Raw genomic sequence first — 25,345 nt, 5'->3', positions numbered from 1 at the left:
TCGGTCAGTTGCCTTCTTCCTGCAGCGTGACCAGGCCCAGATTGCGATAGCCGGCAGCCGAGATACGCGCCATCACGCGCATCACCGTGCCGTAATCAGCCGCGCGGTCACCGCGCACATAAATACGTTCGTCATAGCCCGAACGCGCAATCGCCTGCAGCTTCGCGACCACCTCTTCGATGGGCACTTCGGTCTCCTGCAGATAGATCTGGCCGTCGCTGTTGACGGAAACCGTGATCGGCTGCGTTTCGGAGTTGAGCGCCTTGGCCTGCGTTTCCGGCAGGTCGATGGGCACACCGACGGTCAGCAGCGGGGCGGCCACCATGAAGATGATGAGCAGCACCAGCATCACGTCCACGAAGGGCGTCACGTTGATTTCGGAGATCAGGCCCGAGCGCGAACCCCGGCGACCGCGCCGCCGTCCGTTTCTTCCGCCCGCCGAGCCGACTGACATACCCATTGCGTTCTCCTAAGCCGCCTTGGCGGCGACCTTCTCGTCGATCTGCCGCGAGAGGATGGTCGAAAACTCGTCCGCAAAGCCTTCCATGCGTCCGGCGAGCTTGCCCGCATCCGATGACAGCTTGTTGTAGGCAATAACAGCGGGAATGGCGGCCAGAAGGCCGATGGCCGTGGCCAGAAGCGCCTCGGCGATGCCCGGCGCGACAACGGCCAGATTGGTCGACTTGGAACCGGCAATGGCCTGGAACGAGGTCATGATGCCGACCACCGTGCCAAACAGGCCGATGAACGGCGCAGCCGAACCGATGGAGGCGAGGAAGCCCAGCCGGCTCTCCAGACGCTCCATCTCGCGCGTCAGCGCCAGATCCATGGCCTTGTCGATGCGGTTCTGAAGGCCGATCGGCGAACGCGCGCCCTTCTCGAAGCTCTTCTTCCACTCACGCATCGCAGCCACGAAGATCGACCCCATACCGGTCGTCTTGCGCTCCGAAAGCGCGCGGTAAAGTTCTTCAAGAGACTGGCCGGACCAGAACGTCTTCTCGAAACGATTGAGAGCAGAGCGCATGCGGGCATAGGCAATCGATTTGTCGATAATGATGGCCCAGGTCCACACGGATGCCGCCAGAAGGCCGATCATGACCAGCTTGACGACCCAACCGGCCTGCCAGAACAAAGCCCAGATCGACAACTCCCCACCTGGTGCGGCGAGCGTAACACTTTCCATGGATCAAAATCCTCTTAAGATCAGGGCGGCGTACATCTCGGCTTCGGTCTCGCCCCTGCTTGCGTGCCGTTGCCTTCGTCCGATCCGAGGCGTCCCCGCAAGATGCTTCAAGGCCCCTTTATCCGGTAAAATTTGGTGAAAGGAAGGCGCACGGATTCGCTACGGATTTCATGATTTTCTTCATGAACCGTTATGGTTAATTAAGCGTTAGGAAACGGAGCGCCAACCAGGCTGCGGCAAAGAGAATCGCTTACGGGGCAAGACAATGCGCCTTCGGCACCACCCTCATCGCAGCGAAACCCGCGAATTAGCCGCCTTTCGGCTTGAAGGCCTCGATCCATTCTTTCGGGAAACGGCGCGGCTTGCCGGATGCGCCGATGATCGCCGCCTCCACCTTTGCCTCCACCAGCACATCGTCACCGCGCAGGAGACGCTGCGCCATATAGATGCGCGCGCCCGAAATCGCCTCGGTGCGCGTTTCCACCATCACGATGTCGTCCACGCGGGCCGGCTGGCGAAAGTCGATTTCCATGCGCCGCACAACCCAGGCCAGCACCTCGCCATGCTTGCCGTCGGCAAGCTCGGTATGGTGGACACCCGCAAGACGCAGGAAATCCGACCGGCCGCGCTCCAGAAACTCCAGATAGCGGGCGTGATAGACCACACCGGTAAAATCGGTATCGGCAAAATAGACCCGCGCCACGAGACGGTGACCGAATTCGGTCAGTTCGCCCGAAAGCCCGACCGTCAGGTTTTCGCCCGCGCCGCCGCCGCTCATTCCTTGTCTCCCTGCTGGAACAGGCTGATCTGCGCCTCGGCCAGCGCCTTGGGCGGCTGGAGCCCCATGTGACGCCATGCCTTCGCGGCCAGAACGCGCCCGCGCGGCGTACGCTGGATGAAGCCCTGCTGGATCAGATAGGGCTCGATAATGTCTTCAATCGCGTCGCGCGGCTCCGAGAGCGCCGCCGCAATGGTCTCGATGCCCACCGGGCCGCCGCCGAAATTTTCCACGATCATGCTGAGGTAACGCCGGTCGAGCAGGTCGAGGCCAAGCGCATCCACTTCAAGCCGCGACAGCGCCTCGTCGGCAACCTTGCGCGTCACCTCGCTCGCACCCGCCACGGTGGCGAAATCGCGCACCCGGCGCAGCAGGCGTCCGGCAATGCGCGGCGTGCCGCGCGCGCGACGGGCGATTTCCTCCGCGCCATCGGTGGCCAGCGGCATGCCCAGAATGCGCGAGCCGCGCGTGACGATGGATTGCAGTTCTTCGGTCGTATAGAAATCGAGCCGCACCGGAATGCCGAAACGGTCGCGCAGCGGCGTGGTCAGAAGGCCAAGCCGCGTCGTCGCGGCCACCAGCGTGAACTTCGCCAGATCGATCTTCACCGAACGCGCCGCCGGCCCCTCGCCGATGATCAGGTCGAGCTGAAAATCTTCCATCGCCGGATAGAGGATTTCCTCCACCGCCGGGCTCAGCCGGTGAATTTCGTCGATGAAAAGCACGTCGCGCTCTTCAAGATTGGTGAGAAGGGCCGCCAGATCGCCGGCCTTGGCGATCACCGGGCCGGAGGTGGAGCGGAAATTCACGCCCAGCTCCCGCGCCATGATCTGCGCCAGCGTGGTCTTGCCGAGGCCGGGCGGGCCAACGAACAGCACGTGGTCCAGCGCCTCGCCGCGTCCGCGCGCCGCCTCGATGAAGACCTTCAGATTGGCGCGCGCCGCCTTCTGGCCGACGAAATCGTCCAGCGATTGCGGCCGCATGGTCGCGTCCAGATCCTCACCGCGCTTGTCGGCCGAAATGAGCCGTTCGGCATCCGTCATCCGCAGAAATCCACTTCACTACACAGCTTGGCGCGCATGCCTGTTGCCTAGCGCGCCAGTTCCTTCAGGCCAAGCCTGATCAGCGTTCCGGCCTCGGCGCTCTCGCCGGCTTCCTTCAGCGCCGCCGCAACCGCATTGGCTGCGACATCGCGCGAATAACCGAGATTGGCAAGCGCGGAAACCGCATCGGCCACCGCCGAAGGCGCTGCGCCCTCGCCCAGTTCCTGCTTGAGACCGATCGTGTCGCTGGCCTCGCCGGCATAGGCGGGGGCCTTGCTCTTGAGTTCCGAGACAATGCGCTCGGCCACCTTTTTGCCCACGCCCGGCGCGCGCGCCACCGTGGCGGCATCCTTCAGCGCAATGGCGTTGGCGAGTTCCGAAGCCGAAAGCGTGGAAAGCACCGAAAGCGCCACCTTTGCGCCCACGCCCTGCACATTGTTCTGCAAAAGGCGGAACCACTCGCGCTCCAGCGCGGAGCGGAAGCCGTAGAGACGGATCATGTCCTCACGCACGTAGGTCTCGATGAACAGCGTCACCGCCGTCCCCTCGCCTTCCAGCGCGGCCAGCGTACGCGCCGGGCAGTAGGCCACATAGCCAACCCCACCCACATCGACGATGCAGTGATCTTCGGCGATCTCGTCGATGATGCCCTTAAGTTTGCCAATCATTTCAGTGCTTCCATTGCCAGTCGGGAGGTGACGGACTGCCGGTGATGCGCGTGGCAGATGGCGATGGCAATCGCATCCGCCGCATCATGCGTGTCGAAATGCGCCTTCGGCATCAGCACCTTCACCATCAGATGAATCTGCTTCTTGTCGCCGTGACCGACGCCGATCACGGCCTTCTTGACCGCATTGGGCGCGTATTCGGCAACGCGCAGGCCGGCCCTTGCCGGCACCAGCATGGCGATGCCGCGCGCCTGACCCAGCTTCAGCGTGGCCGATGCGTCCTTGTTGACGAAAGTGGCCTCCACGGCGGCCTCCTCCGGCCGGTGCTGGTGCAGAACCGCCTCCAGCCCCTCATGCAACTGGCACAGGCGCGAGGCGAGATCGGCCTTGGCATCGGATGAGACCGAGCCTGCGTCAACAAAGCGAAGGGAGTTGCCCTGCGTCTCGATGACGGCCCAGCCGGTGCGGCGAAGCCCCGGGTCGATGCCCATAATGCGAATCGGTGTGTTCATGGCTCTACCATAGCGGTGGGCAGGCCCATTGCCACGCGTTAGGATGCGGCTGCATTCCTGTCCCGGCACACCGACTGCCTGGAGGCGAAATCCTGCCCGAACTCGATCTCAGTCTTGCCCTTCTCACCCTCACCGTTCTGGTGGCGGGGGTGGTGCGCGGCCTGTCCGGGTTCGGCACGGGGCTCATCGTCGCGCCGATTGCAGGCGCGCTCTACGATCCCGTGACTGCTGTGGTTCTGCTGGTCATCATCGATTCGCTGCCCACGCTTCCGGTCGCCCTGCCGGTGGTGAAGCTCGCCCGCTGGCGCGAGGTGCTGCCGGTTCTCGCCGGGCTGGCGCTGTTCGTGCCGCTTGGCGTCTACATTCTCAAGAATGGCGACGAAACCGCGCTGCGCTGGATCATCTGCATCGTCATTCTGGGCTGTGCGCTGGTGCTGCGCAGCGGCTGGCGCTACCACGGGCCGCGTGGCTTTCCCGTATCCTTCGGCATTGGCGGCATTTCAGGCACGCTGTCGGGCATCGCCGCCATTCCCGGCCCGCCGGTCATCATCTACTGGATGGCGTCGGCGCTGCCGGTCTCCGTGGTGCGCGCCAATCTCATGACGCTGTTTCTGATTTCGGAAATCTTTTCCGCCGGCAATCTGTGGGCGGCCGGCCTGTTCGATGAGCCGCGCGTGATGCTCGGCCTGATTATGGTCCCGCCCTATGTGGTGAGCCTGCTCATCGGCGGAAAGCTGTACGGGATCGCCAGCGACACGACCTATCGGCGGCTCGCCTTCACGCTCATCATCGCGTCTGCGCTGATCGCGCTTCCGCTTACGCAGACGCTGTTTCAGTGGGGTATCAGCGGTGCCCGAACGCTGTTTTCAGCAGGGTGATCTGCTCGAAGACCGGGTTGTGGCTGTAGAGATCGGCATCATTCGCCGCAGCCAGCGCACCGCCATAGATCTCTTCGTCCATACGCCGCACGATGTCCTGCAGGCGCACCGAGCGCATGACCAGATCCTGGAAACTCTCCGGCAGATCGGACCAGCCGTCAGCCTGCTCCTGCGGCGAATGCGTGTCGAGACGCACTTTGGACTTCTCGGCAGCCACCTGCTCGCGCGTCATCTCGCCGGAATTGGCGGCGCGCTGCAGAAGAAGCCACGAGGCAAGCTGCATCAGACGTGTGGTCAGCCGCATGGATTCGGCCGCATAAAGCGCAGCGCCGGCCCGCGTCAGGCCCTTGGCCTCGATGCGTCCTTCGCCATCCAGATACTCCGCGGCCTCTTCAACCAGGCTCATGCCCTGATTGTAGAGAGGCTTGAAAGAATCCGAGAACACGCGATGCTCGGCCAGCTTGATCGTAGTCGCGCGACCGTTCCCGCCTTCAATCATTGTGCTTACGCCCCACCATTATACGAAACTGCGGCCACCGCCGGCTGATGCGTTCAATCACAAGTGAGCCTGACTCTCAATGCCAAGAACTCAATGCAAGGATGAGCCTGTGCACAGCTGTTGGCAAGTTCTTACTTAATGAAAGGTTAATGCTCATTTTGTCGAAAAAAAGAGCCGCAAACGCGGCTCTCAGGAGTTTAAACAGGGAGGCGTCAAACAGAATGGCTCCAGCCACTCGGTAAGAATCCAGATCACTGGATGTACACAGTAAACGCATGTAAAGCTTAATGCTTGGTTAACGCCGCCACCGATAATTGCATCGAATGCCAGCGTTCGCCCTCTTTTCCCTAGAGTGATCTGGCCTGATCCCGCAGCCGGAACTTTTGAATCTTCCCCGTCGAAGTCTTTGGTATTTCAGAGAAAATGATGGTTCTCGGGCACTTGAAATGCGCGAGCAGAGAGCGGCAGTGCGCGATGATCTCTTCGGCTTCCGCACTTCTGCCCGGCTTCAGTTCGACGAAGGCCACGGGCGTTTCGCCCCACTTCGCATCCGCCTTCGCGACCACGCCGCAGGCCGCAATGGCGGGATGTTTGTAGAGCGCATCCTCCACCTCGATGGAAGAGATGTTCTCGCCGCCCGAAATGATGATGTCCTTGGAACGGTCCTTCAGCTGGATGTAGCCGTCGGGGTGCATCACCCCCAGATCGCCCGAATGGAACCAGCCGCCGGCGAAAGCCTCTTCCGTCGCCGCCCTGTTCTTCAGATAGCCCTTCATGACGATGTTGCCGCGGAACATGACCTCGCCAATGGTCTCGCCGTCGCGCGGGGTCTCCTCCATCGTCTCCGGGTCCATCACGGTCAGCCCCTCGAGCGCCGCATAGCGCACGCCCTGACGCGCCTTGCGCGCGGCCTGCCCGGCGCCGTCGAGCGCGTCCCACTCGCCCTTCCATTCATTGACCACGGCCGGTCCGTAGGTTTCCGTCAGGCCATAGAGATGGGTCACCGCAAAACCTGCCTCGGCCATGGCGGAAAGCACAGTTTCGGGCGGCGGAGCCGCTGCCGTGTTGAACGTCACCATGTGCGAGAAATCGCGTTTTTCCTCATCCGGCGCATTGAGCAGCGCCGACATCACGATCGGCGCGCCGCACAGATGCGTCACCCCGTGATCGGCAATCGCGTCATACATGGGCTTTGCGCGCACCCAGCGCAGGCAGACATGGGTTCCCGCCGTCAGCGCCAGCGTCCACGGAAAGCACCAGCCATTGCAGTGGAACATCGGCAGCGTCCACAGATAGACCGATCCGCGCGTCAGCCCCGCATGCACCGTGTTGGCATAGGTCATCAGCGCCGCACCGCGATGATGATAGACCACGCCCTTGGGATTGCCCGTGGTGCCGGACGTGTAGTTCAGCGCGATGGCGTCCCATTCGTCATCGGGCATGGACCAGGCAAACCCGGCATCGCCCGAAGCCAGGAATTCCTCGTAATCGGCGCGGCCGATGCGCTCGCCCTTCGGATAGGGCGCATCGGCCGCATAGTCGGGATCGTCATAATCGATGACCAGCGGCTTGACGCTCGCCAGCGCCAGCGCCTCCTTCATCACGCCGGAGAACTCCCGGTCGACGATGACCACCCGGCTCTCCGCATGATCAAGCTGGAAGGCGATGATTGCGGCATCGAGGCGGGTGTTGAGCGAATGCAGCACCGCCTTCGTCATCGGCACGGCGTGGTGCGCCTCCAGCATGGGCGGCGTGTTGGACAGCATCACCGTCACCGTATCGCCCTTGCCGATTCCGTGGCTGGCAAGCGCCGATGCGAGTTTCAGCGAGCGCTCCCAGAAGGTCGCATAGGTGATGCGCTGGCTGCCATGGATGATCGCCACGTCATCGGGAAACACTTTGGCCGCGCGCTCCAGAAGCACAAGCGGCGTCAGCGGCTGATGGTTGGCGGGGTTCTTGTCCAGATCCCGTTCGAAAGCATTGCCGGTCACAAACATCCTCCCGCTGTTTTCATCTTTTAAGCACAGGCTCCCGAACCCGTCACCACCCCATAAGGTCAAAGACCCCGTCATGGATGAGCTTGAGTGAAACGATCAGGACCATGAAATACATGAACGGATAAAAGACCGTCGGCTTCATGCGCTTGATCACCCAGACGCCGGTCAGCGTGGCGAGCGGCGCAAGCGGTATCAGGATCAGCGACGCCGTCAGGTTGGAACGGTCGAACTGCCCGAGCGCGAAATAGGGAACGAGCTTCACCGCATTGACGATGGCGAAGAACACCACGCTCGTTCCCGTGTAAAGGCGCGGATCCTGCCCAAGCGGCAGCGCATAGACCTGATAGGGCGGCCCGCCCGCATGCGCGACAAAGCTCGTGAAGCCCGCAACCGCGCCCCAGAAAGTGCCGCGCGGGCGGCTTTGGCTGGCGATCCGCACATTCCCTGCGATCTTCTCGAACGCCCAGCGCAGGAAGAAGGCCAGCGTCACCAGACCGACGATCAGGCGCACATGCCCTTCCGTCACGACGGCCGCCGTCGCCCAGCCGATGGCGATGCCCATCAGCGCGCCGGGCAGCATGATGGAAAGCGTCCTGCGGTCCATGTAACCGCGCCAGGCCCAGAGCGAGACGATGTCCATCACGATCAGGATCGGCAGCAGGATCGCCGCCGCCTGCACCGGCGACACAACCAGAGAAAGCATCGGCACGCCGAGCAGCGCCATCGCGCCGCCGAAGCCACCCTTCGACAGGCCGACCAGCAGAACGGCCGGAATCGCTGCAAGATAAAAGGCTGGATCGGAAAGCAAAGGTGTCATGAAATTCGTCTGGATCGCCCGACGGCCGGGCGTCGCCAGTCATAATCCTTATGAGCGCACTTGGCGAGCGTCCGGCAGGAAGGACCAATTTTCCTTGTCCATCCCCCCGTGCTTCGTCTATGCCGCATTCAAACCAAAATGACGGGTCAGAAACGAACCGGGTCGGTTCCGTCGAGACGCCAGGAGTTCCTACATGACCAATCGCTGCCGCCTCGTATTGATTGCACCGCCGCCGGAACTGGCTGCCAATGACGAAGCACATCTGGAAGCAGCCCTCGCCGCCGGCGATGTCGCTTCCCTCATCATTCCCGATTACGGGCAGGACGAGGTCAGCTTCCAGGCCCGTGCCGAGCGCCTCACCCCCATCGCGCAGGCGCACGGCGTCGCCGTGATGATCGCCGGCGCGCCGCGCATCGCCGCGCGGGTGAAGGCAGACGGCATCCATGTCGACGGCTCGCTCGAAGAGCTGGCCGAAATCATCGAGAAATACCAGGATCGCATGATGATCGGCGCAGGCGGCGTAAAAACCCGCGACGACGCGCTTCAGCGCGGCGAAATGCAGCCCGATTATCTGTTCTTCGGCCGTTTCGGATACGACAACAAGCCGGAACCGCACCCGCGCAACCTCACGCTGGGCGAATGGTGGTCGGAAATGGTCCAGATCCCCTGCATCGTGATGGGCGGCAATGCGGTCGCCTCGGCAGAACCCGTGGCGCAGAGCGGCTGCGACTTCATTGCGCTCGGTGCAGCCGTCTTCGCTGACGAGATCGACGCCGCCGCCGCCGTGAAGGAAGCCAACGTCATTCTCGAGAAGACCTCCCAGAACGCTCAAGGAGCCTGATCATGCGCGCGCGCCTCCAGCCGGTAGCATTGCTTGCCGCCCTGTTCTGCGGGCTTGCCGCGACAGCGCAGGCAGCCGGCGACGCCGGCCCGGAAAAGGCCGCAGAAACGACACCCGCCGCAACCGGAACTGAAAAGCAGGCGCCCCGGGCCGACCGGCTGCAACCGGTCGGCGACAGGCCGCTTTCCGCCCCCACGGTGGATCAGGTGGACCCGGACCGCTTCGGCAAGCTGCCGGACGCCGCCTATGGCGCCTTCCAGCGCGGCTACTATCTGACCGCGCACAATCTGGCCCTGCCCCGCGCAGAGGCAGGCGACCCGGCTGCGCAGACCCTCATCGCAGAGATCTATGCCCGTGGCCTTGGCATGGCGCGCGACGCAAAGAAGGCCGCCGAATGGTATTCAAAGGCAGCGCAGCAGGGCGTTCCCGAGGCGCAGTTCCAGTATGCGCTGATGCTGCTTGATGGCGGCTTCGTCGAGAAGAACACCGACCGCGCCTTCGAACTCATGCAGGTGGCGGCCGACAATGGCAACCGGCTCGCCCAGTTCAACCTCGCGCAGATGATCCTCGACCGGCAGTCGAGCTTCGAAAGTCGCGAACGCGCTGTCTCCTATTACGAGAAGGCCGCCAATGCCGGGCTGGCCGACGCGCAGTATGCGATGTCCCAGGTCTATGCCAACGGGTTTGGCGGGCGCGAGGCCGATGACAAGGTCGCCCGTTCATGGCTTGAGCGTGCAGCCAGGCAGAATTACGACACCGCACAGCTCGATCTGGGCACGTGGATGGTCGAAGGTCGTGGCGGGGAGCGCAATGCGGAAACCGGGTTCGCCTGGCTCAAGCGCGCAGCCGAAGGCGGCAACATCGCCGCGCAGAACCGCCTCGCCAAGCTCTATCGCGCCGGCGTCGGCACCGACCCGGACACGATTGAAGGCGCTGCATGGTATATCTCCGCGCGCCGCGCCGGGTTGATCGATCCGGAGATGGAAGACTTTCTGGCCGGCCTCACGCCGGAAGAAATGAAGGAAGCCATCCAGCGCGCAAATCGGCTCCGCTAGCATTTTTCGGACGCCCCCAAAGGCCGCATGACTTGCCTTGGACCGCTTTTTATGGTCTTGGAAGCGCCGAATTGCGCGCCAGTGGAATGAACTCGCCATTCGAAATCCGCAATGCGGTCTTGAGATCGGATGTCAAATTCACTCCACTGGAAACATAAACTTGCTGGCGGTTTTGCTGTTTCCAACCTTTGCTCTCGCGGCCGATGCAGCCGGGATGCAAATGCAGGACGTGAACCGCTGGCGCGCTCAAGACCCGCAGGACGATCCATATGAAAATCAACGGCAATGAAATTCGCCCCGGCAACGTCATCGAACACAATGGCGGCCTCTGGGTTGCGGTGAAGACCAACGCTGTGAAGCCCGGCAAGGGCGGCGCATACAACCAGGTCGAACTGAAGAACCTGATCGACGGCACGAAGCTGAACGAGCGCTTCCGCGCCGCCGAGACCGTCGAGCGCGTTCGCCTCGAGCAGAAGGACTTCAGCTTCCTCTACGAGCAGGAAGACGCTCTGGTGTTCATGGACTCCGAGACCTATGAGCAGCTCGAGCTGCAGAAGGACTTCGTCGGCGACCGCGCCGCATTCCTTCAGGACGGCATGACCGTCACGGTCGAGCTCTACGAAGAAAAGCCGATCGGCATCTCCCTGCCGGATCAGGTCACGCTGACGATTGCCGAGGCCGACCCGGTGGTGAAGGGCCAGACGGCTGCTTCTTCCTACAAGCCGGCGGTTCTGGAGAACGGCGTGCGCGTGATGGTGCCGCCCTTCATCGAGGCTGGCGAGCGGATCGTCGTCGACACCAACGAACTCACCTATCTGCGCCGCGGCGAATAAACCCGGCGCTTCCGCGAAACACACACTTACGAAAGCTTACATCCCATGGCCCGTTCGGCGATTATCAACGTCATGGTTCAGGCTGCCATGAAGGCAGGCCGCTCCCTCGCTCGCGATTTCGGCGAGGTCCAGAACCTGCAGGTTTCGCTCAAGGGCCCTGGCGACTATGTGAGCCAGGCCGACCGCAAGGCGGAAGACATCATTCACGCCGAGCTGTCGCGCGCCCGTCCGGGCTACTCCTTCCTGATGGAAGAGAGCGGCACGGTGGAGGGTGACGACCCGCAGCACCGCTGGATCGTCGATCCGCTCGACGGCACCACGAACTTCCTGCACGGCATTCCGATCTTCTCGATCTCGATTGCCCTGGAACGTCAGGGCCAGATCGTCGCCGGCGTTATCTACAACCCGGCCATGGACGAGCTCTACACCGCCGAGCGCGGTGGCGGCGCGTTCCTCAACGACCGTCGTCTGCGTGTCGCGGCGCGCACCAAGCTGTCCGACGCCGTTGTCGGCACCGGCATTCCGCATCTGGGTCGCGGCCACCACGGCACGGCCCTGCTCGACCTGCGCAATGTCATGGGCGAGACGGCGGGCATCCGCCGGCTTGGCTCTGCGGCGCTCGACCTCGCCTATGTGGCAGCGGGCCGGATGGACGGTTTCTGGGAAGATACGCTTTCGCCCTGGGACATTGCCGCCGGCATCATCCTCGTGCGCGAAGCCGGTGGTTTCGTCAGCGACAAGTCGGGCCGCGACAAGATGTTCGACAGCGGCCAGATCGTCGCCGGCAACGAAGCCATTCACCGCGCACTGGTCAAGACGCTCGGCAAGCCGGCCGCAAAAAAAGCCTGATTCAACCCCGTCCCGCACGGTGTTTCAGAACCAGCAAAGCCCGGGATCGAAAGGTCCCGGGCTTTGTCGTTGCGACATCAAAAAGCTGATGCGCTCATAACCGGATACTGTCTGCGGCTTTCAATTTCGTCATATTTACGATTAGAATCCTGCGCCATACAGGAATCAATACTGGTTCTGCGGCGCAGTGGACACGAGGAGCAGATGGCCTTGCTGAAATCGCGTGGGGACGACGAACCATCCTACGGGCTCGATTACGACCCGCACACCTTGTCGAGCCCCCAAGTCTTCCTCTTTTCCATGCTGGTGTTTCTGGCGATTGCCGGTTTCGTTGCGGCAATCCTTTACCGGCAGATCGCTTCCGCCTTTCAGACCAATCCGGGGCTGAACGGGCTCATTCTCGGCGTTCTGCTGATCGGCATCCTGCTCGCTTTCATGCAGGTGGTACGCCTGTTCCGCGAGGTACGGTGGGTCAATTCCTTCCGCGCCGGCACGGATGCGGCCGATCCGGTCCTTCTCGCACCGATGAAGGCGCTTTTGAGCCGGGCCTCTTCGATGGCGCTGTCGACCAGCTCCATGCGCTCGATCCTCGATTCCATCGCCACCCGCCTCGACGAGAGCCGCGACATTTCGCGCTACCTGATCGGCCTTCTGGTCTTTCTCGGCCTGCTCGGCACGTTCTGGGGCCTGTTGCAGACCATCGGGTCCATCGGTGACACCATCCAGTCGCTCGACCCCGCATCGGGCAACGCCAACGACATTCTCGACGCGTTGAAATCCGGCCTGTCAGCCCCGCTGGAAGGCATGGGCACGGCGTTCTCCTCCTCGCTGTTCGGTCTTTCAGGCTCGCTGATCCTGGGCTTCCTCGACCTTCAGGCGGGCCGCGCGCAGAACCGTTTCTATACCGAGCTGGAAAACTGGCTTTCGTCCGTCACCGACCTTGGCTCCGACATCGCAGACAGCCGCAGCGGCGCGTCCAGCGAAATGCAGCAGCTGGCCGACAAGCTGCGCGCGGTTCAGGAGGATGGAACCTCCAATCCGCGCCTTGCGGCCTCCATGGCCAATCTGGCCGAGGGCATTTCCGGTCTTGTGAAGAACATGCGCAGCGAACAGCAGATGATGCGCGACTGGGTGGAATCCCAGGCGGAAGAGCAGCGCGCCATGCGCGCCACACTAGAAAAGCTGGCGACGACGCTGAAGAAGCGGGACAGCTGACATGGCGCTTGCCCGTGGACGCCGCAACGACCGCCACGTCGACTACTGGCCGGGTTTCGTGGACGCCATGGCGACGCTTCTGCTCGCCATCATGTTCCTGCTCTCGGTCTTCGTGCTGGCGCAGTATTTTCTGAGCCAGGAGATCACCGGCAAGGACGCCGTGCTCGACCGGCTCAATGCGCAGATCAACGAGCTGACGCAGCTTCTGGCGCTCGAACAGGCCAACAGCCAGGACGCCGAGGACACCATCGCCAGCCTGCGCGCCTCGCTGGAAGACATCCGCGCCGACCGTTCCCGGCTGGAAACGCTGCTGGCCAGTGGTAGCGGCCAGAGCGAGCAGGCGGAAGCCCGCATTGGCGAGCTTTCGGGCGCGCTCGACGAGGAGCGTCTGGTCAGCCAGCGTGCGCTTTCGCAGGTGGAGCTGCTCAACCAGCAGATTTCGGCGCTGCGCAAGCAGATCGGCGCGCTGGAAGCCGCGCTTGAGGTTTCCGAAGCGCGCGACCGCGAGTCCCGCACCAAGATCGCCGATCTTGGCCGCCGCCTGAACGTGGCGCTGGCGCAGCGCGTGCAGGAACTGAACCGCTATCGTTCGGACTTCTTCGGCCGGTTGCGCGAAATCCTCTCCGACCGCGAAAACATCCGCATTGTCGGCGACCGTTTCGTCTTCCAGTCCGAGGTTCTGTTCCCGTCGGGTGCGACGGAGATCAATCCGAACGGGCAGGACGAGATGCGCAAGCTGGCCGACGCCATTCTCGAACTGCAAAAAGAGATCCCGCCGGAGATCAACTGGGTTCTGCGCGTCGACGGTCATACGGATGACGTGCCGCTTTCGGGCACCGGTCGCTTCCGCGACAACTGGGAGCTTTCCACGGCCCGCGCCACGGCGGTCGTCAAGTTTCTGATCGAGAACGGCGTCCCCGCCAACCGGCTCGTTGCAGCCGGTTTCGGCGAGTATCAGCCGCTCGACACGGAAGACACGCGGGAAGCGCGTGCCCGCAATCGCCGCATCGAGCTGAAGCTCACCGAGCGCTGACGACACGGCTTGCGAAGCCGTCCGGCTTCGTATCCCCTCCTTCAAACAATCGACGCCTGCATCTGCGGGCGTCGTTCCTGCCAATGCCCGACGAGGTGTTCCATGTCCTTTCAGAAACTCGATGAACTCGGCCACAGGATCGAAGCGCTCAATCACGCGCTGGCGATCCTCGGTGCGGATGAGGCGACGCATATGGCGCCCGGTGGCGGCGAGGCCCGCGCCGAAGCCATGTCTGCCCTTGCCGGCATGGCCCATCGTCAGGCCGCAGCACCCGAGATTGCCGACTGGATCGACGCCGCCGAACAGGAAGACCTGAACGCAGAGCAAAAAGCGGCAATTTCCGAGTTTCGCCGAAATTACGTCAACCTGACCTGCCTTCCGGCCGATTTCGTGGAGCGCCAGACGCGCACCCGCATGCGCTGCGAACAGCTGTGGCGCGAGGCCCGTGGCAAGGGCGACTGGGCGGGTTTTCTGCCGGCGCTGGAAGGGGTTATCGAGCTGGCGCGGGAGGAGGCGCAGATGCGCGCCGAGGCGCTTGGCCTTGCGCCCTATGACGCGCTGATGGAGCAATTCGACCCCGGAAACAGAACGGCGGAAATCGCCCCCGTTTTCGAGGATTTGAAATCGTTTCTGGTGGATTTCGTGCCAAATGCGCTGGAAATCCAGAAAACGAAACGCGCGCAAAATCCCCTGCGCCCGCTCTCTGGACATTACGCGGTCGAGAAGCAGCGCGAGCTTGGCCTCGCCATGATGGCGGCGGTCGGTTTCGATCTAACGCGCGGCAGCCTGTCGGTCTCGCATCACCCGTTCTGCGGCGGCGTTCCGACCGATGTGCGGATCACCACGCGCTACCGTTCAGACGAGTTTCTCTCTTCGCTGATGGGCATTCTGCACGAGACCGGCCACGCGCTCTATGAACAGAACCTGCCGCAGGCCTGGGCGCACTGGCCGCTCGGCAAGGCGCGCGGCATGGCGATGCATGAAAGCCAGAGCCTGTTCGTGGAAAAGCAGATCGGCCGCAACCCCGCCTTCTGGGAATGGGCGCTGCCGGTGGTGGCGAAGCATCTGGGCGAAGACTGGTCGATGGACGAGATCCTGCCCCATGTGCACCATGTGGAGCGCGGGCTGATCCGTGTCGATGCCGACGAGGTGACCTATCCGCTGCACGTGATCCTGCGCTTCGAGCTGGAGCAGGACCTGATCGCCGGCCGGCTGGAAGCCGCCGACCTGCCGGAAGCCTGGGACGCGAAGATGAAGGCCTATCTGGGCCTGTCGACCATCGACACGCCACAGGACGGCCCGATGCAGGACGTGCACTGGCCATCCGCCGCCTTCGGCTATTTCCCCTCCTACACGCTTGGCGCGATGATCGCGGCGCAGCAATGGTCAGCCATCGAGAAGGATATCCCGGACGTGAACGCTCAGTTCGCCAAGGGCCAGTTCGATGCGGTGAACGACTGGCGGCGTGAACGGATCTGGTCGCAGGGCTCGCGCTGGTCAACCCCGGAGCTGATCGAACGGGCCACCGGCGAGCCGCTCAATGCCGCGCATTTCAAGAAACATCTGGAAGCGCGCTACGGCCAATAGGGCCAAAGGTTCGGTCCTGTCTTGAAAACGAACCGAAGGAGCCGGGCTTGTCAGGACCATTGCCTGCGCACACTCTGACGGACATGGAAGAAACCGATTCCCGATCCACTGTAGAGACCGTGGCCGACGCGCTGACGGAAGCCGTGCGCGACGGGCGTCTGGTTCCGGGCCAGAGGCTGACGGAGAACGCCTTCACCAGCCGGCTGGGCGTTTCGCGCTCCTCGGTGCGTGAAGCCTTTCGACGCCTGACGGCAGACGGGCTTTTGACGGCGGAACCGCATCGCGGCGTGATGGTGCGCCAGCTCTCGCGCAGCGAGGTGGACAACCTCTTCCAGGTGCGCGGGGCACTGGAAACGCTGGCGGTGAAGCTCGCGCTGCCAGTGCTTCACCAAGCGCCCGAAACGCTTGTCGCGCTGCAGGCGTATCTGGATGCCGCAGCCGAACAGGGCGACATGAACCGGTTCTCCGAACTCAACGCCCGTTTCCACCGGCTGTTTCGCGAGACAGCGGACAATCCCCTTCTGAACGAGACGCTGACGCGGCTTTCCAACTCGCTCTACTGGTTGCAGTTTCGCGTGCTGGTGGACCGGCGTGATGTGTTCGACACCAACCGGCAGCACAGGCAGCTGACGGATTGCGTGGTGGCCGATGACACGGCAGGCGCGGAAGCTGCGATGCTCGATCATGTGGAGAATGCACGGCAGCTCATCCAGTCGCTGCCTGACGATCATTTCGCCGCACCGCCAGCGCCCGCAAAAAGCAAAGCAAAGGGCAACCAGCGCAACGCCAAGGCTTGACGCCGGAACCAGCCCATCTAGATTGTCCGACAATCTTATCGGACAAAATGGAGGAGACGTCCGCATGAGCGAAAAGGCCACACAGGAATACCGTCCGGTTCCACTTCCCGATTACAGGGAGCTTCCTGTCGAGGAGATGCGGGCCCGCGCACAGGCCTTCTATGACGAGATCCGCACACGCCACACCGTGCGCGACTTCTCCACCCGCCCCGTGCCGCGCGACATCATCGAAACCTGCATCAAGGCAGCAGGCACCGCGCCCAATGGCGCAAACCACCAGCCCTGGCACTTCGCGGTGATCGGTGATCCGGCGGTAAAGAAACAGATCCGCGAGGCGGCGGAGGCCGAGGAGAAAGCGTTTTACGAAGGACGCGCGGGTGAAGAATGGCTTCATGCGCTGGCCCCGCTCGGCACCGATGCAAGCAAGCCGTTTCTGGAAGAAGCGCCCTGGCTCATCTGCGTTTTCGGCGAACGCCGCAGCCGCTCGGCCGATGGCGTGAAGCGCAAGAACTACTACGTTCCAGAGTCCGTGAGCATCGCAACCGGCTTTCTGATTACAGCCCTGCACAAGGCGGGTCTGGCAACTCTTACGCACACGCCGAACCCGATGAGCTTTCTTAACGAGCTGTGCGGTCGCGACCCGCATGACAAACCCTATATCCTGATGGTGGTCGGCTATCCAAAGGAGGACGCCACCATTCCCGAACACGCAATGGAGAAGAAGCCGCTGGAGGAAATCGCCACGTTCATCTGAGCGTCGCCTCCAACGCGTACAGGCATCGGACAACAGAGCCATTCGGGGCGTTTCGGCTTTCCCGAAAGGCTCTGAACGAACATGGGTCCTCTCTTTGAGGATGACGAAAAGCGACGTGCAGGCTTCGCATCGAATGGCTGGCAAGGGGCTCGTGCCAGCCGCTCGATGGAACGGTGCACATGCCGCCTTTCGCCATGCCCGGCATGTCCGGGCACCCATGACCTTCTCCAGAAGCGGCCAGACACCGGAGCCGATTTCCACTTCTTTGCCCGATGCAATAGGGTCAGCCCGTTTCTACGAAGCAATTCTGGAGGGAATGGTTTTGAGCACGACATATCTCGTCAAAAGCAGCGAAATTGCCGAGATGGAGGGTTTGAAGAAGACCCACTTTCTCAACCCCAATGCGCAGCGTCTGAACAAGTCTCTTGGCGACCTCACGGGTCTGAGCGGCTTCGGCTTCCACATCATCGAAGTGGAGCCCGGCTATGAAACGACGGAACACCACTGCCATTACCACGAAGACGAATGCGTGTTCGTGCTGGCGGGTTCCGCCACGGCCTTTATCGGCGATGAAGAGCACGCAATCGGCCCCGGAGACTTCATCGGCTACAGAAAGGGCGGGCTGGCCCATTCAATCAAGAACACGGGAAATGAAACGCTGCGCTGCATCGTCGTTGGCGAGCGGCTTGCGCATGATGTGGGCGATTACCCGAGGCTGGGCAAACGCATTTTCCGCGACAGGCAGATGCCCTGGGGGCTGGCCGACATCGACAGGATCGATGCGGTCGGCGGCAAGGTCGGCAAGAAGTAGAGCCGACCCCGCCCTCCGCGACTATTCCGCAGCGTCTCCGAGAGCCTCTGCGCCCGCCTGGAACTGAAGGCTGGCGAGTTCGGCATAGATGCCGCCCTTTGCCACGAGAGCGGCGTGTGTGCCCTCCTCGACGATGCGCCCCTCTTCCATGACGAGAATGCGGTCGGCTTTCAGAACCGTTGAGAGACGATGTGCGATGACGAGCGTGGTGCGGCCCTTCATCAGGTGCTCAAGCGCCTGCTGCACCAGCGTCTCGCTTTGCGAATCGAGGGCGGAGGTGGCTTCGTCGAGCAACAGGATCGGTGCATCGCGCAGGATCGCGCGCGCAATGGCCATGCGCTGCCGCTGACCGCCCGACAGGGTGACGCCGCGCTCGCCGACCGGCGTGTCGTAGCCTTCCGCCAGATCGGTGATGAAATCATGCGCAAGCGCGGCGCGGGCCGCAGCCTCGATCTCGGCGCGGGAGGCGTCAGGACGGCCAAAGGCGATATTCTCGGCCGCGCTGGCGGCAAAGATCGTCACGTCCTGCGGAACGATGGCCATGCGTCCGCGCAGCGCCAGCGGATCGGCCTCGCGCGCATCGACACCATCGACGCGCACCGCCCCGGAATCGGGATCGTAATAGCGCAGAAGCAGCGAGAAGACGGTGGTTTTGCCCGCGCCCGAGGGACCGACAATGGCGACGGTCTCGCCCGGTTTTACGGTGAAGGACAATCCATGAAGCGCAGAGCGATCCGGCCGCGTCGGATAGGCGAAGGAGACATTGTCGAACGCCACTTCGCCGCGCGCCGGCTGCGGCAGCGCCACGGGGCTGGCGGGCGCGGTGATGGCGGGCTCTTCCGACAGGAGCTCGCTCATGCGCTCGGCAGCGCCGGCGGCCTGCGAAAGCTCGCCCCAGACCTCTGACAGGGCGCCGAGAGCGCCAGCTGCCAGAACCGAGTAGAGCAGGAACTGACCGAGCGTGCCCGGCGTCATCTCGCCGGACAGAACGGCCCGCGAGCCGAACCAGAGAACGGCCACGACCGAACTGAAGGTCATGAAGATGGCGAAGAAGGTGAGGAAGGACCGCGCGAAGATGGATGCGCGTGCAGCAGAGAACGCCGTCTCGATGGCATCGGAGAATTTCTTGCGCACCACGTTCTCGCCGGTGAAGGCCTGAAGCGTGCGCACCGCGCCGATCTGCTCGCCCGCATAGGCGGTGGCGTCGGCCAGCGTGTCCTGCGCAAAACGTGAGCGACGGCGCACCGAGCGGCCAAACGCAACCAGCGGCAGAACGATGACGGGGATGGCCGCCACCACGAGCAGGGAAAGACGCGGGCTGGTGACGACCATCATGCCGACAGCGCCAAGCCCCATGATGACGTTGCGCAGCGCTTGGGAAATGGTGGCCCCGACAGCCGATTTGACCTGCGTGGCGTCGGCCGAAATGCGCGAAACGATTTCACCGGACTGGACCGTATCGAAGAAGCCGGGGGAAAGGCGCGTGACGTGATCGAAGACATCGCGCCGCAGATCGCTGACAACACGCTCGCCCAGCGTGATGACGAAGAAATAGCGCCCCGCCGAGGCGGCTGCGAGAACCGCAGCTATGACCACCAGCATCGAGAAGTAATTCGCGATGAAGATGGAATCGGAATGGGAAAACCCGTGATCGATCATGCGGCGCACGGCCAGCGGCAGCGTGAGGGTCGCGATGGCTGCGAGCACCAGGAAAAAGGCCGCGCCAAGCGCCAGACCACGATAGCGGCCGATATAGGGAAAGAGGCGTTTGAGCGGCTTTAACGACCGCCGCTTCGTCGCCTGTTCCCGCTCTTCGGACGCCCTTTGCCTGCGCGCCATCGCCTGCCCCTTCTCAATTCTCGTTCGGGAGCGGCAAAATGTGCGCCGCTCAAGCCTTGTCTTGTCGTCGTACCTGATGTATAGGCTCGCCAACCAATTCCGAAGCCGTAGCCTTCCTTGGCCGCGGCTTCAAGTTTTCAAGATGGGTGCAATTGCCGCAAGTGCGGATCAGATTGCCATCCCGCCAGAACTCAGGACAAGACGATGAAAGCCGAAATTCATCCCGACTACCACATGATCAAGGTCGTCATGACGGACGGCACCGAGTACGAGACGCGCTCCACCTGGGGCAAGGAAGGCGAGACCCTTCAGCTCGACATCGACCCGTCCACGCACCCGGCATGGACCGGCAACCAGCAGTCCCTGATGGACCGCGGCGGCCGCGTTTCCCGCTTCAAGCAGCGTTACCAGGGCCTCGGCATCTAAGGTATCCTGCCGCCGGATGGCGTCATCCGGCATTTGCGGACACCGAGAGGCAGAGCCGACCGGAACGCAAAAGCGTTTTTACAGAGACCCGTCTCATCGAGGCGGGTTTTTTGTTGTCTGCTTGCCTACTTGTCTATGTGGCCAAGATCGCGCTCGGGATCGATCACGTCGCGCACACGCTGCTTCAGCGTCTTGGCGTCAGGAAAGCCGCCATCGTGCTTGCGCTCCCAGATGAGGATGCCGTTGCACGTGATCTCGAACACCCCGCCCGTGCCCGGACGCAGCGCGACTTCCGACAGTTCTGTGGAAAAAGTGGAGAGAAGCTCCTGCGCGAGCCATGCGGCGCGCAGGAGCCATTGGCACTGGGTGCAGTAGGTAATCGCGATACGATGCTGTTTCACGAGAACCTGTCCTTTGTTGCCAGACAGCCGAAAACTGCCGGACCTGAAGCCCGGCAGAAGCGCAATCAGGCTGCGCTGAGTTTCGCGAGCGTTTCGTCGTCCACCTCGAAATTGGCGTAGACGTTCTGCACGTCATCGTCGTCTTCGAGGGTTGCAACGAGCTTGAGGATCGACTGGGCGCGCTCCTCATCGACCGGCGTGCCGGTCTGGGGACGCCAGATCGCCTTGACGGACTCGGCTTCGCCCAGAGCGCCTTCCAGCGCCGTGGTGACATCGCCGATATCTTCGAAGGCGCAGGTGATGACATGGCCGTTTTCGTCCGACTGGACATCTTCGGCGCCGGCCTCGATGGCGGCTTCCATCACCGTGTCGGCATCGCCCTTGTCAGCCGGGTAAATGATTTCGCCAACGCGGTCGAACATGAAGGAAACGGAACCGGTTTCGCCAAGCGATCCGCCTGCCTTGGTGAAGGCGGCGCGGATGTTGGAAGCGGAACGGTTGCGATTGTCGGTCAGCGCCTCGACGATGACGGCGACGCCACCGGGACCATAGCCCTCGTAGCGCACCTCGTCATAGTTCTCCGCATCACCGCCCGACGCCTTCTTGATGGCGCGTTCGATGTTGTCCTTCGGCATGGACTGGGCCTTGGCGTTCTGGATGGCCAGGCGCAGGCGCGGATTCATCGCCGGGTCGGGCATTCCCATCTTGGCAGCGACTGTGATTTCGCGCGCCAGTTTGGAAAACATCTTCGAGCGAACGGCGTCCTGCCGGCCCTTGCGGTGCATGATGTTCTTGAATTGGGAATGACCGGCCATGGGGCTCCTTCTCACGGTCTTTTGAAAGCAATGGAATACCGGGGCCTTATAGTGAAAATGCCGGCCAACGTCCAGAACCCGCGCACTGCAGCGATGGGGGCGGACATGGCGCAGAGCCGCGCTTTGCCCTACCATGGGCTCTTGCACACACGGGAGATGCCGATGACCGCCTTCCGACTGACCGCAGCCATTCTGACTTTATTGCTCGCTCCGCTGCCTGCAGCCCTTGCACAGACAAACGGGCAGATCGAGCGACCAAGCACCTGCCTCGCCATGGCGCAGGCGCTGCCAGGCGTGATCTACGCCTCGCTGGTGGCACCGGTCGCTGCAAGGGCCGACCCGGTGACCATCACCTATGCGGGCCATTCCACCTATCTGATCGAGACGCCGGCCGGCGTGACCATCGCCACGGACTTCGCGGGCATTTATGGCGCGAACCCGCCACCGCGCGTCGTGACCATGAACAGGGCGCATGGCACGCACTTCACGCGCAATCCCGACCCCGCCATAGAGCATGTTCTGCCGGGCTGGAACGAAGAGGGCGGGCCGGTGAAACACTCTCTGCTGGTTGAGGACGTCTATATCCGCAATGTGACCACCGACATCCGCCGCTATGGCGCGATGGAGCCGGACGCCAATTCGATCTTCATCTTCGAGGTGGCGGGGCTGTGCATCGGGCATCTGGGCCATCTGCATCACCGGCTGGACGACAGCCATTATGCGGCGATCGGCAGGCTCGACGTGCTGATGGTGCCCGTCGATGGCGGGCTGACGCTGTCTCTTGACGGGATGAGCGAGATTGCGCGCCGGCTTTCCTCGTCGGTGATCCTGCCGATGCACCGGCATTCGACACCGCTCAGCGCCTTCACGGGCCGTATGGGCGGTGGGTTCGAACTGGATTTTCGTGAGGGACGGTCGATCACCGTGGCGCTGGATAACCTGCCACGGCGACCGACAATCGTTATTCTCGACGGGGTTTAGGGCTACTTGCCCGCCCCGCCCTGCAGCGCCTTGGCGCGCGCGCGCTTGCGGCGCGCCAGCATGTTGAGCGACTCGACCAGCGCCGAGAAACCCATGGCCGCGTAGATGTAGCCCTTGGGCACGTGGAAGCCCATGCCATCGGCGATCAGCGTCATGCCGATCATCAGCAGGAAGGCGAGCGCCAGCATGACCACGGTCGGGTTGGCCGCGATGAAGCGCGACAGCGGTTCGGCGGCGATGAGCATGACGGTCACGGCCGAGATGACGGCGATGAACATGATGGCGAGCTCGTTGGTCATGCCAACGGCGGTGATGATAGAGTCGATGGAGAACACCAGGTCGAGCAGCAGGATCTGGACGATCGCCGCACCGGCGGACATCGTGACCTGACCCATCATGTTTTCCTTGCCATCGTCGGGATCAACCGAATGGTGGATTTCCTTCGTGGCCTTCCACACCAGGAAGAGACCGCCGGCGATGAGGATAAGGTCGCGCCAGGAGAAGCCATGGCCGAACAGCTCGAACACCGGCTCGGTGAGCTGGACGATGATCGAGATCGTGCCCAGAAGCGCCAGCCGCAGGATCAGCGCGGCGCTGATGCCGATGCGCCGCGCACGCGCCTGTTGCTCTTTGGGCAGCTTGTTGGTGAGGATGGAAATGAAGATCAGGTTATCGATGCCGAGAACGATCTCGAGCACCACCAGGGTCACAAGCGCGACCCAGGCTTCCGGATGGGAGACAAACTCAAAGTGACCGGCAAGCCATTCCATGGCAGCACCCCTCGCTGGCAATTGTTCAAAATATAGCGTTTTGCAGAGTTATGCGCAGCCGCGCCCAGCGTCAACGCCAGAAGGCGGGAACGGTTTCCTCAAGGCGCGCACCAAGCCTGAGCGGGGCGATCTTCTCGCAAAGGCCCGTGCGGTCGGAGATTTCGAGCCCGACGCCGCAGATCGTTGCAGGACCGCTGGCCGCCTCGAACCGCCCTTTGGGCACCTTGGCGGTGAACCGGTTGAGGGGCTCTTCCTTGTCCATGCCAAGGGAAGAATCGTAATCGCCGCACATGCCGGCATCGGACAGATAGCCCGTGCCGCCGTTCAGGATCTGATGATCGGCTGTCGGCTGGTGCGTGTGCGTGCCCACGACAAGGCTCGCGCGGCCATCGACGAAATGGCCAAAGCACATCTTCTCGGACGTGGCCTCGGCATGGAAATCGAGAATGACGGCATCGGCCTGCTCGCCCAGCGGACAGGCGGCCAGCACATCTTCGACACAGGCGAAGGGATCGTCGAGCTCGGGATGCATGAACACCCGGCCCATGATGTTGGACACCAGAACCCGCGCGCCATTGCGCGCGATGTAGACGCCGGAGCCGCGACCGGGCGTGCCTTTCGGGAAATTCGCCGGGCGCAGGAAACGCTCCTCGCGCGGCGCAAAGGCCAGCGCCTCGCGCTGGTCCCACACGTGGTTGCCCGTGGTCACCACATCGGCGCCGGCATCCAGCGTGTTGCGGAAGATCTCTTCGGTGATGCCGAAACCGCCTGCCGCGTTCTCGCCATTCACGACCACGAAATCGAGCCGGAAATCAGAAATAAGGCCGGGAAGCTTTTCCCAGACCGCCGTGCGGCCAGCGCGACCGACCATATCGCCAAGAAACAAAAATCTCATGGGCCGCTTCTAGCGCATCGGTCTGAAAATCGGAATCGATTTTCGGGCCGTTTCGCAGATTCAACAGGGTAGTGCGTCCTTTGTGCGTCCGAATGGACGCACGGCGCTCCACCGCATCGGCCCGAAAATCGGAAGCGATTTTCGGAAAGCACGATGCGTGGATTCAACAAGGTAGAGCGTCCTTTGTGCGTCCGAATGGACGCACGGCGCTCTAGATCAATTTTTCTGCGCGTGAAAACCGGAAATCTGCCGCAGACCGCTTTCGGTGAGCATCTCGGGCAAACGCTCGTCATGCGGCTCGTCGGGCACGCCCGCGACCTCCTGGCAATCGAAGGCGATGCCGATGAGCCGGGGCGAAAGCCCCCGCGCCTTCAGCCGCGCGATTGCCCGGTCGTAATAGCCCGCGCCATAGCCGATGCGGTGGCCCCGTGCATCGAAGGCTGCAAGCGGCACGAGCATGATTTCGGGGTCAAGGACCGCCGCCCTGTCATCCGGTCCCCATGTGCCGAACCCCATGTCGACCAGAGGCGCGTCGGGGCGGTATTCCCGGAAAACGATGGTGGTCCTGTCGAGGATGGCGGGAAGCGCGATCCGCGCCCCGCGCGCAGCCAGCACCGCCATCAGCGGGCGCACATCCATTTCAGAGCGCATTGGCCAGAAGCCCGAGACGGCCGTGCCGGACCCGACTGCGATCCGCTGCGCCTGCGAGGCCAACGCCTCGGCCACTTCCGCACGCCAGTCGGGATCGAGCGCGTTGCGGCGGGCCAGCGCCTCGCGGCGCAACTGCTTCTTCTGTGAGGCCTGATCGTTCATCATGTCGCTCATGCGGCTCAATCACCATGAATGAAGCACGGAAGGAAGCGTGCTGACGACATCTGAAAAAAGAAAGCTGCGATCCACGGCGACCGATGGAATGCACGATCCCGGGAACCTACAACGTAGGTGGGCGCCGTGTAACCAAGCCCACGGGCGAGGTCAGGGACAGCTCCCTTAAGGATCGATAAGGCCCCGGGGAAAAAGATTCCTGTCGGGAAGCGCAGATCGCTGCGCGCAATATAGGGACGAGCC

Annotated in this window: 29 protein-coding genes and 1 other RNA gene; 14 read left to right on the top strand and 16 right to left on the bottom strand. The window is 62.8% G+C overall.

Annotated features, from left to right (window positions below; genetic code table 11):
- Positions 1-4 precede the first annotated feature (4 nt).
- The 6 genes from tolR to ruvC form a co-directional block, all read right to left on the bottom strand.
- On the bottom strand, positions 5-460 hold the full coding sequence (tolR, locus tag AC4PTT_RS03670; RefSeq protein WP_113153232.1) for a protein TolR: 456 nt from the start codon (positions 458-460) through the stop codon (positions 5-7).
- 9 nt (positions 461-469) lie between these two features.
- A complete protein-coding gene (tolQ, locus tag AC4PTT_RS03665; RefSeq protein WP_113153233.1) occupies positions 470-1,183 on the bottom strand; it encodes a protein TolQ in 714 nt (237 codons plus the stop codon).
- A gap of 307 nt (positions 1,184-1,490) precedes the next feature.
- A complete protein-coding gene (gene ybgC, locus AC4PTT_RS03660; RefSeq protein ID WP_492162121.1) occupies positions 1,491-1,961 on the bottom strand; it encodes a tol-pal system-associated acyl-CoA thioesterase in 471 nt (156 codons plus the stop codon).
- On the bottom strand, positions 1,958-3,004 hold the full coding sequence (gene ruvB, locus AC4PTT_RS03655; RefSeq protein WP_113153235.1) for a Holliday junction branch migration DNA helicase RuvB: 1,047 nt from the start codon (positions 3,002-3,004) through the stop codon (positions 1,958-1,960). The genes ybgC and ruvB overlap by 4 nt, the downstream gene beginning before the upstream one ends.
- 47 nt (positions 3,005-3,051) lie before the next feature.
- Positions 3,052-3,672 (bottom strand): Holliday junction branch migration protein RuvA, encoded by a 621-nt coding sequence (gene ruvA / locus AC4PTT_RS03650; protein WP_113153236.1) that lies wholly within the window; start codon positions 3,670-3,672, stop codon positions 3,052-3,054.
- Entirely contained in the window at positions 3,669-4,184 is a 516-nt protein-coding gene (ruvC, locus tag AC4PTT_RS03645; RefSeq protein WP_113153237.1) for a crossover junction endodeoxyribonuclease RuvC, read from the bottom strand. The genes ruvA and ruvC overlap by 4 nt, the downstream gene beginning before the upstream one ends.
- Positions 4,185-4,336: 152 nt before the next feature.
- Here ruvC and AC4PTT_RS03640 point away from each other — a divergent pair, with 152 nt between their 5' ends.
- Positions 4,337-5,062: a sulfite exporter TauE/SafE family protein gene (locus AC4PTT_RS03640; protein ID WP_492162120.1), complete on the top strand. Its 726-nt coding sequence runs from the start codon at positions 4,337-4,339 to the stop codon at positions 5,060-5,062.
- Here AC4PTT_RS03640 and rcdA read toward each other — a convergent pair.
- The 3 genes from rcdA to AC4PTT_RS03625 all read right to left on the bottom strand — a co-directional run bounded on the left by rcdA (position 5,028) and on the right by AC4PTT_RS03625 (position 8,375).
- Positions 5,028-5,561, bottom strand: a complete 534-nt coding sequence (gene rcdA / locus AC4PTT_RS03635) for a protease adaptor protein RcdA (protein ID WP_492162119.1) — start codon at positions 5,559-5,561, stop codon at positions 5,028-5,030. The genes AC4PTT_RS03640 and rcdA overlap by 35 nt on opposite strands.
- Positions 5,562-5,908: 347 nt before the next feature.
- The gene (locus tag AC4PTT_RS03630; protein WP_492162118.1) at positions 5,909-7,558 is read right to left on the bottom strand and encodes an acyl-CoA synthetase; all 1,650 of its coding nucleotides are present in this window, start codon (positions 7,556-7,558) and stop codon (positions 5,909-5,911) included.
- A 43-nt stretch (positions 7,559-7,601) separates the two neighbouring features.
- Positions 7,602-8,375, bottom strand: coding sequence for a sulfite exporter TauE/SafE family protein (locus AC4PTT_RS03625; RefSeq protein WP_492162117.1), 774 nt, complete (start codon positions 8,373-8,375; stop codon positions 7,602-7,604).
- 193 nt (positions 8,376-8,568) lie between these two features.
- Between AC4PTT_RS03625 and AC4PTT_RS03620 the strand changes: the two genes are divergently transcribed.
- The 11 genes from AC4PTT_RS03620 to AC4PTT_RS03570 all read left to right on the top strand — a co-directional run bounded on the left by AC4PTT_RS03620 (position 8,569) and on the right by AC4PTT_RS03570 (position 18,150).
- On the top strand, positions 8,569-9,216 hold the full coding sequence (locus tag AC4PTT_RS03620; protein WP_492162116.1) for a thiamine phosphate synthase: 648 nt from the start codon (positions 8,569-8,571) through the stop codon (positions 9,214-9,216).
- A 2-nt stretch (positions 9,217-9,218) separates the two neighbouring features.
- Entirely contained in the window at positions 9,219-10,271 is a 1,053-nt protein-coding gene (locus tag AC4PTT_RS03615) for a tetratricopeptide repeat protein (protein WP_204360849.1), read from the top strand.
- Between the two features lie 37 nt (positions 10,272-10,308).
- Positions 10,309-10,560: a hypothetical protein gene (locus AC4PTT_RS03610; RefSeq protein ID WP_492162115.1), complete on the top strand. Its 252-nt coding sequence runs from the start codon at positions 10,309-10,311 to the stop codon at positions 10,558-10,560.
- A complete protein-coding gene (gene efp, locus AC4PTT_RS03605) occupies positions 10,541-11,104 on the top strand; it encodes an elongation factor P (RefSeq protein WP_113153243.1) in 564 nt (187 codons plus the stop codon). The genes AC4PTT_RS03610 and efp overlap by 20 nt, the downstream gene beginning before the upstream one ends.
- A gap of 45 nt (positions 11,105-11,149) precedes the next feature.
- Positions 11,150-11,953, top strand: a complete 804-nt coding sequence (locus AC4PTT_RS03600) for an inositol monophosphatase family protein (RefSeq protein WP_297562306.1) — start codon at positions 11,150-11,152, stop codon at positions 11,951-11,953.
- A gap of 204 nt (positions 11,954-12,157) precedes the next feature.
- Positions 12,158-13,168 carry a MotA/TolQ/ExbB proton channel family protein gene (locus tag AC4PTT_RS03595; protein WP_297564614.1) on the top strand — a complete coding sequence of 337 codons (1,011 nt, stop codon included), beginning with the start codon at positions 12,158-12,160 and terminating at the stop codon, positions 13,166-13,168.
- A 1-nt stretch (position 13,169) separates the two neighbouring features.
- Complete coding sequence (locus AC4PTT_RS03590) at positions 13,170-14,201, top strand: peptidoglycan -binding protein (protein ID WP_113153246.1); 1,032 nt, start codon at positions 13,170-13,172, stop codon at positions 14,199-14,201.
- 102 nt (positions 14,202-14,303) lie between these two features.
- Positions 14,304-15,788, top strand: a complete 1,485-nt coding sequence (locus AC4PTT_RS03585; protein WP_492162114.1) for a carboxypeptidase M32 — start codon at positions 14,304-14,306, stop codon at positions 15,786-15,788.
- A gap of 47 nt (positions 15,789-15,835) precedes the next feature.
- Positions 15,836-16,585, top strand: a complete 750-nt coding sequence (locus AC4PTT_RS03580) for a GntR family transcriptional regulator (RefSeq protein WP_492162113.1) — start codon at positions 15,836-15,838, stop codon at positions 16,583-16,585.
- A 64-nt stretch (positions 16,586-16,649) separates the two neighbouring features.
- Positions 16,650-17,339, top strand: a complete 690-nt coding sequence (locus AC4PTT_RS03575; protein ID WP_206548387.1) for a nitroreductase family protein — start codon at positions 16,650-16,652, stop codon at positions 17,337-17,339.
- A gap of 322 nt (positions 17,340-17,661) precedes the next feature.
- A complete protein-coding gene (locus AC4PTT_RS03570; protein WP_206546128.1) occupies positions 17,662-18,150 on the top strand; it encodes a cupin domain-containing protein in 489 nt (162 codons plus the stop codon).
- A gap of 21 nt (positions 18,151-18,171) precedes the next feature.
- Here AC4PTT_RS03570 and AC4PTT_RS03565 read toward each other — a convergent pair whose 3' ends face one another.
- Entirely contained in the window at positions 18,172-19,989 is a 1,818-nt protein-coding gene (locus tag AC4PTT_RS03565; RefSeq protein ID WP_492162112.1) for an ABC transporter transmembrane domain-containing protein, read from the bottom strand.
- Between the two features lie 204 nt (positions 19,990-20,193).
- Between AC4PTT_RS03565 and rpmE the strand changes: the two genes are divergently transcribed.
- Positions 20,194-20,415: a 50S ribosomal protein L31 gene (gene rpmE, locus AC4PTT_RS03560; RefSeq protein WP_113153252.1), complete on the top strand. Its 222-nt coding sequence runs from the start codon at positions 20,194-20,196 to the stop codon at positions 20,413-20,415.
- 125 nt (positions 20,416-20,540) lie between these two features.
- Here the strand turns inward: rpmE and AC4PTT_RS03555 are convergent, their stop codons facing one another.
- Both AC4PTT_RS03555 and AC4PTT_RS03550 read right to left on the bottom strand, forming a co-directional pair.
- Complete coding sequence (locus AC4PTT_RS03555) at positions 20,541-20,816, bottom strand: Rdx family protein (RefSeq protein WP_113153253.1); 276 nt, start codon at positions 20,814-20,816, stop codon at positions 20,541-20,543.
- Positions 20,817-20,881: 65 nt separating this feature from the next.
- The gene (locus tag AC4PTT_RS03550; RefSeq protein ID WP_113153254.1) at positions 20,882-21,631 is read right to left on the bottom strand and encodes a YebC/PmpR family DNA-binding transcriptional regulator; all 750 of its coding nucleotides are present in this window, start codon (positions 21,629-21,631) and stop codon (positions 20,882-20,884) included.
- Positions 21,632-21,793: 162 nt separating this feature from the next.
- Between AC4PTT_RS03550 and AC4PTT_RS03545 the strand changes: the two genes are divergently transcribed.
- Positions 21,794-22,612, top strand: a complete 819-nt coding sequence (locus AC4PTT_RS03545) for an MBL fold metallo-hydrolase (RefSeq protein WP_113156040.1) — start codon at positions 21,794-21,796, stop codon at positions 22,610-22,612.
- Positions 22,613-22,614: 2 nt separating this feature from the next.
- On the opposite strand, the gene AC4PTT_RS03540 is transcribed toward AC4PTT_RS03545, so the two are convergent.
- From AC4PTT_RS03540 to ssrS, 4 genes are all read right to left on the bottom strand, one after another.
- Complete coding sequence (locus AC4PTT_RS03540) at positions 22,615-23,382, bottom strand: TerC family protein (protein ID WP_113153255.1); 768 nt, start codon at positions 23,380-23,382, stop codon at positions 22,615-22,617.
- A gap of 70 nt (positions 23,383-23,452) precedes the next feature.
- Positions 23,453-24,277: a TIGR00282 family metallophosphoesterase gene (locus tag AC4PTT_RS03535; RefSeq protein WP_113153256.1), complete on the bottom strand. Its 825-nt coding sequence runs from the start codon at positions 24,275-24,277 to the stop codon at positions 23,453-23,455.
- A gap of 216 nt (positions 24,278-24,493) precedes the next feature.
- Positions 24,494-25,102: a 5-formyltetrahydrofolate cyclo-ligase gene (locus AC4PTT_RS03530; RefSeq protein ID WP_492162111.1), complete on the bottom strand. Its 609-nt coding sequence runs from the start codon at positions 25,100-25,102 to the stop codon at positions 24,494-24,496.
- Positions 25,103-25,166: 64 nt separating this feature from the next.
- Positions 25,167-25,323: non-coding RNA, 6S RNA (ssrS, locus tag AC4PTT_RS03525), on the bottom strand.
- Positions 25,324-25,345 lie beyond the last annotated feature (22 nt).

The organism is Nitratireductor sp. WH36-1 (genome assembly GCF_058725515.1).
The sequence above is the reverse complement of the archived record's forward strand: the minus strand, read 5'-3'. Positions and strand labels throughout refer to the sequence as shown.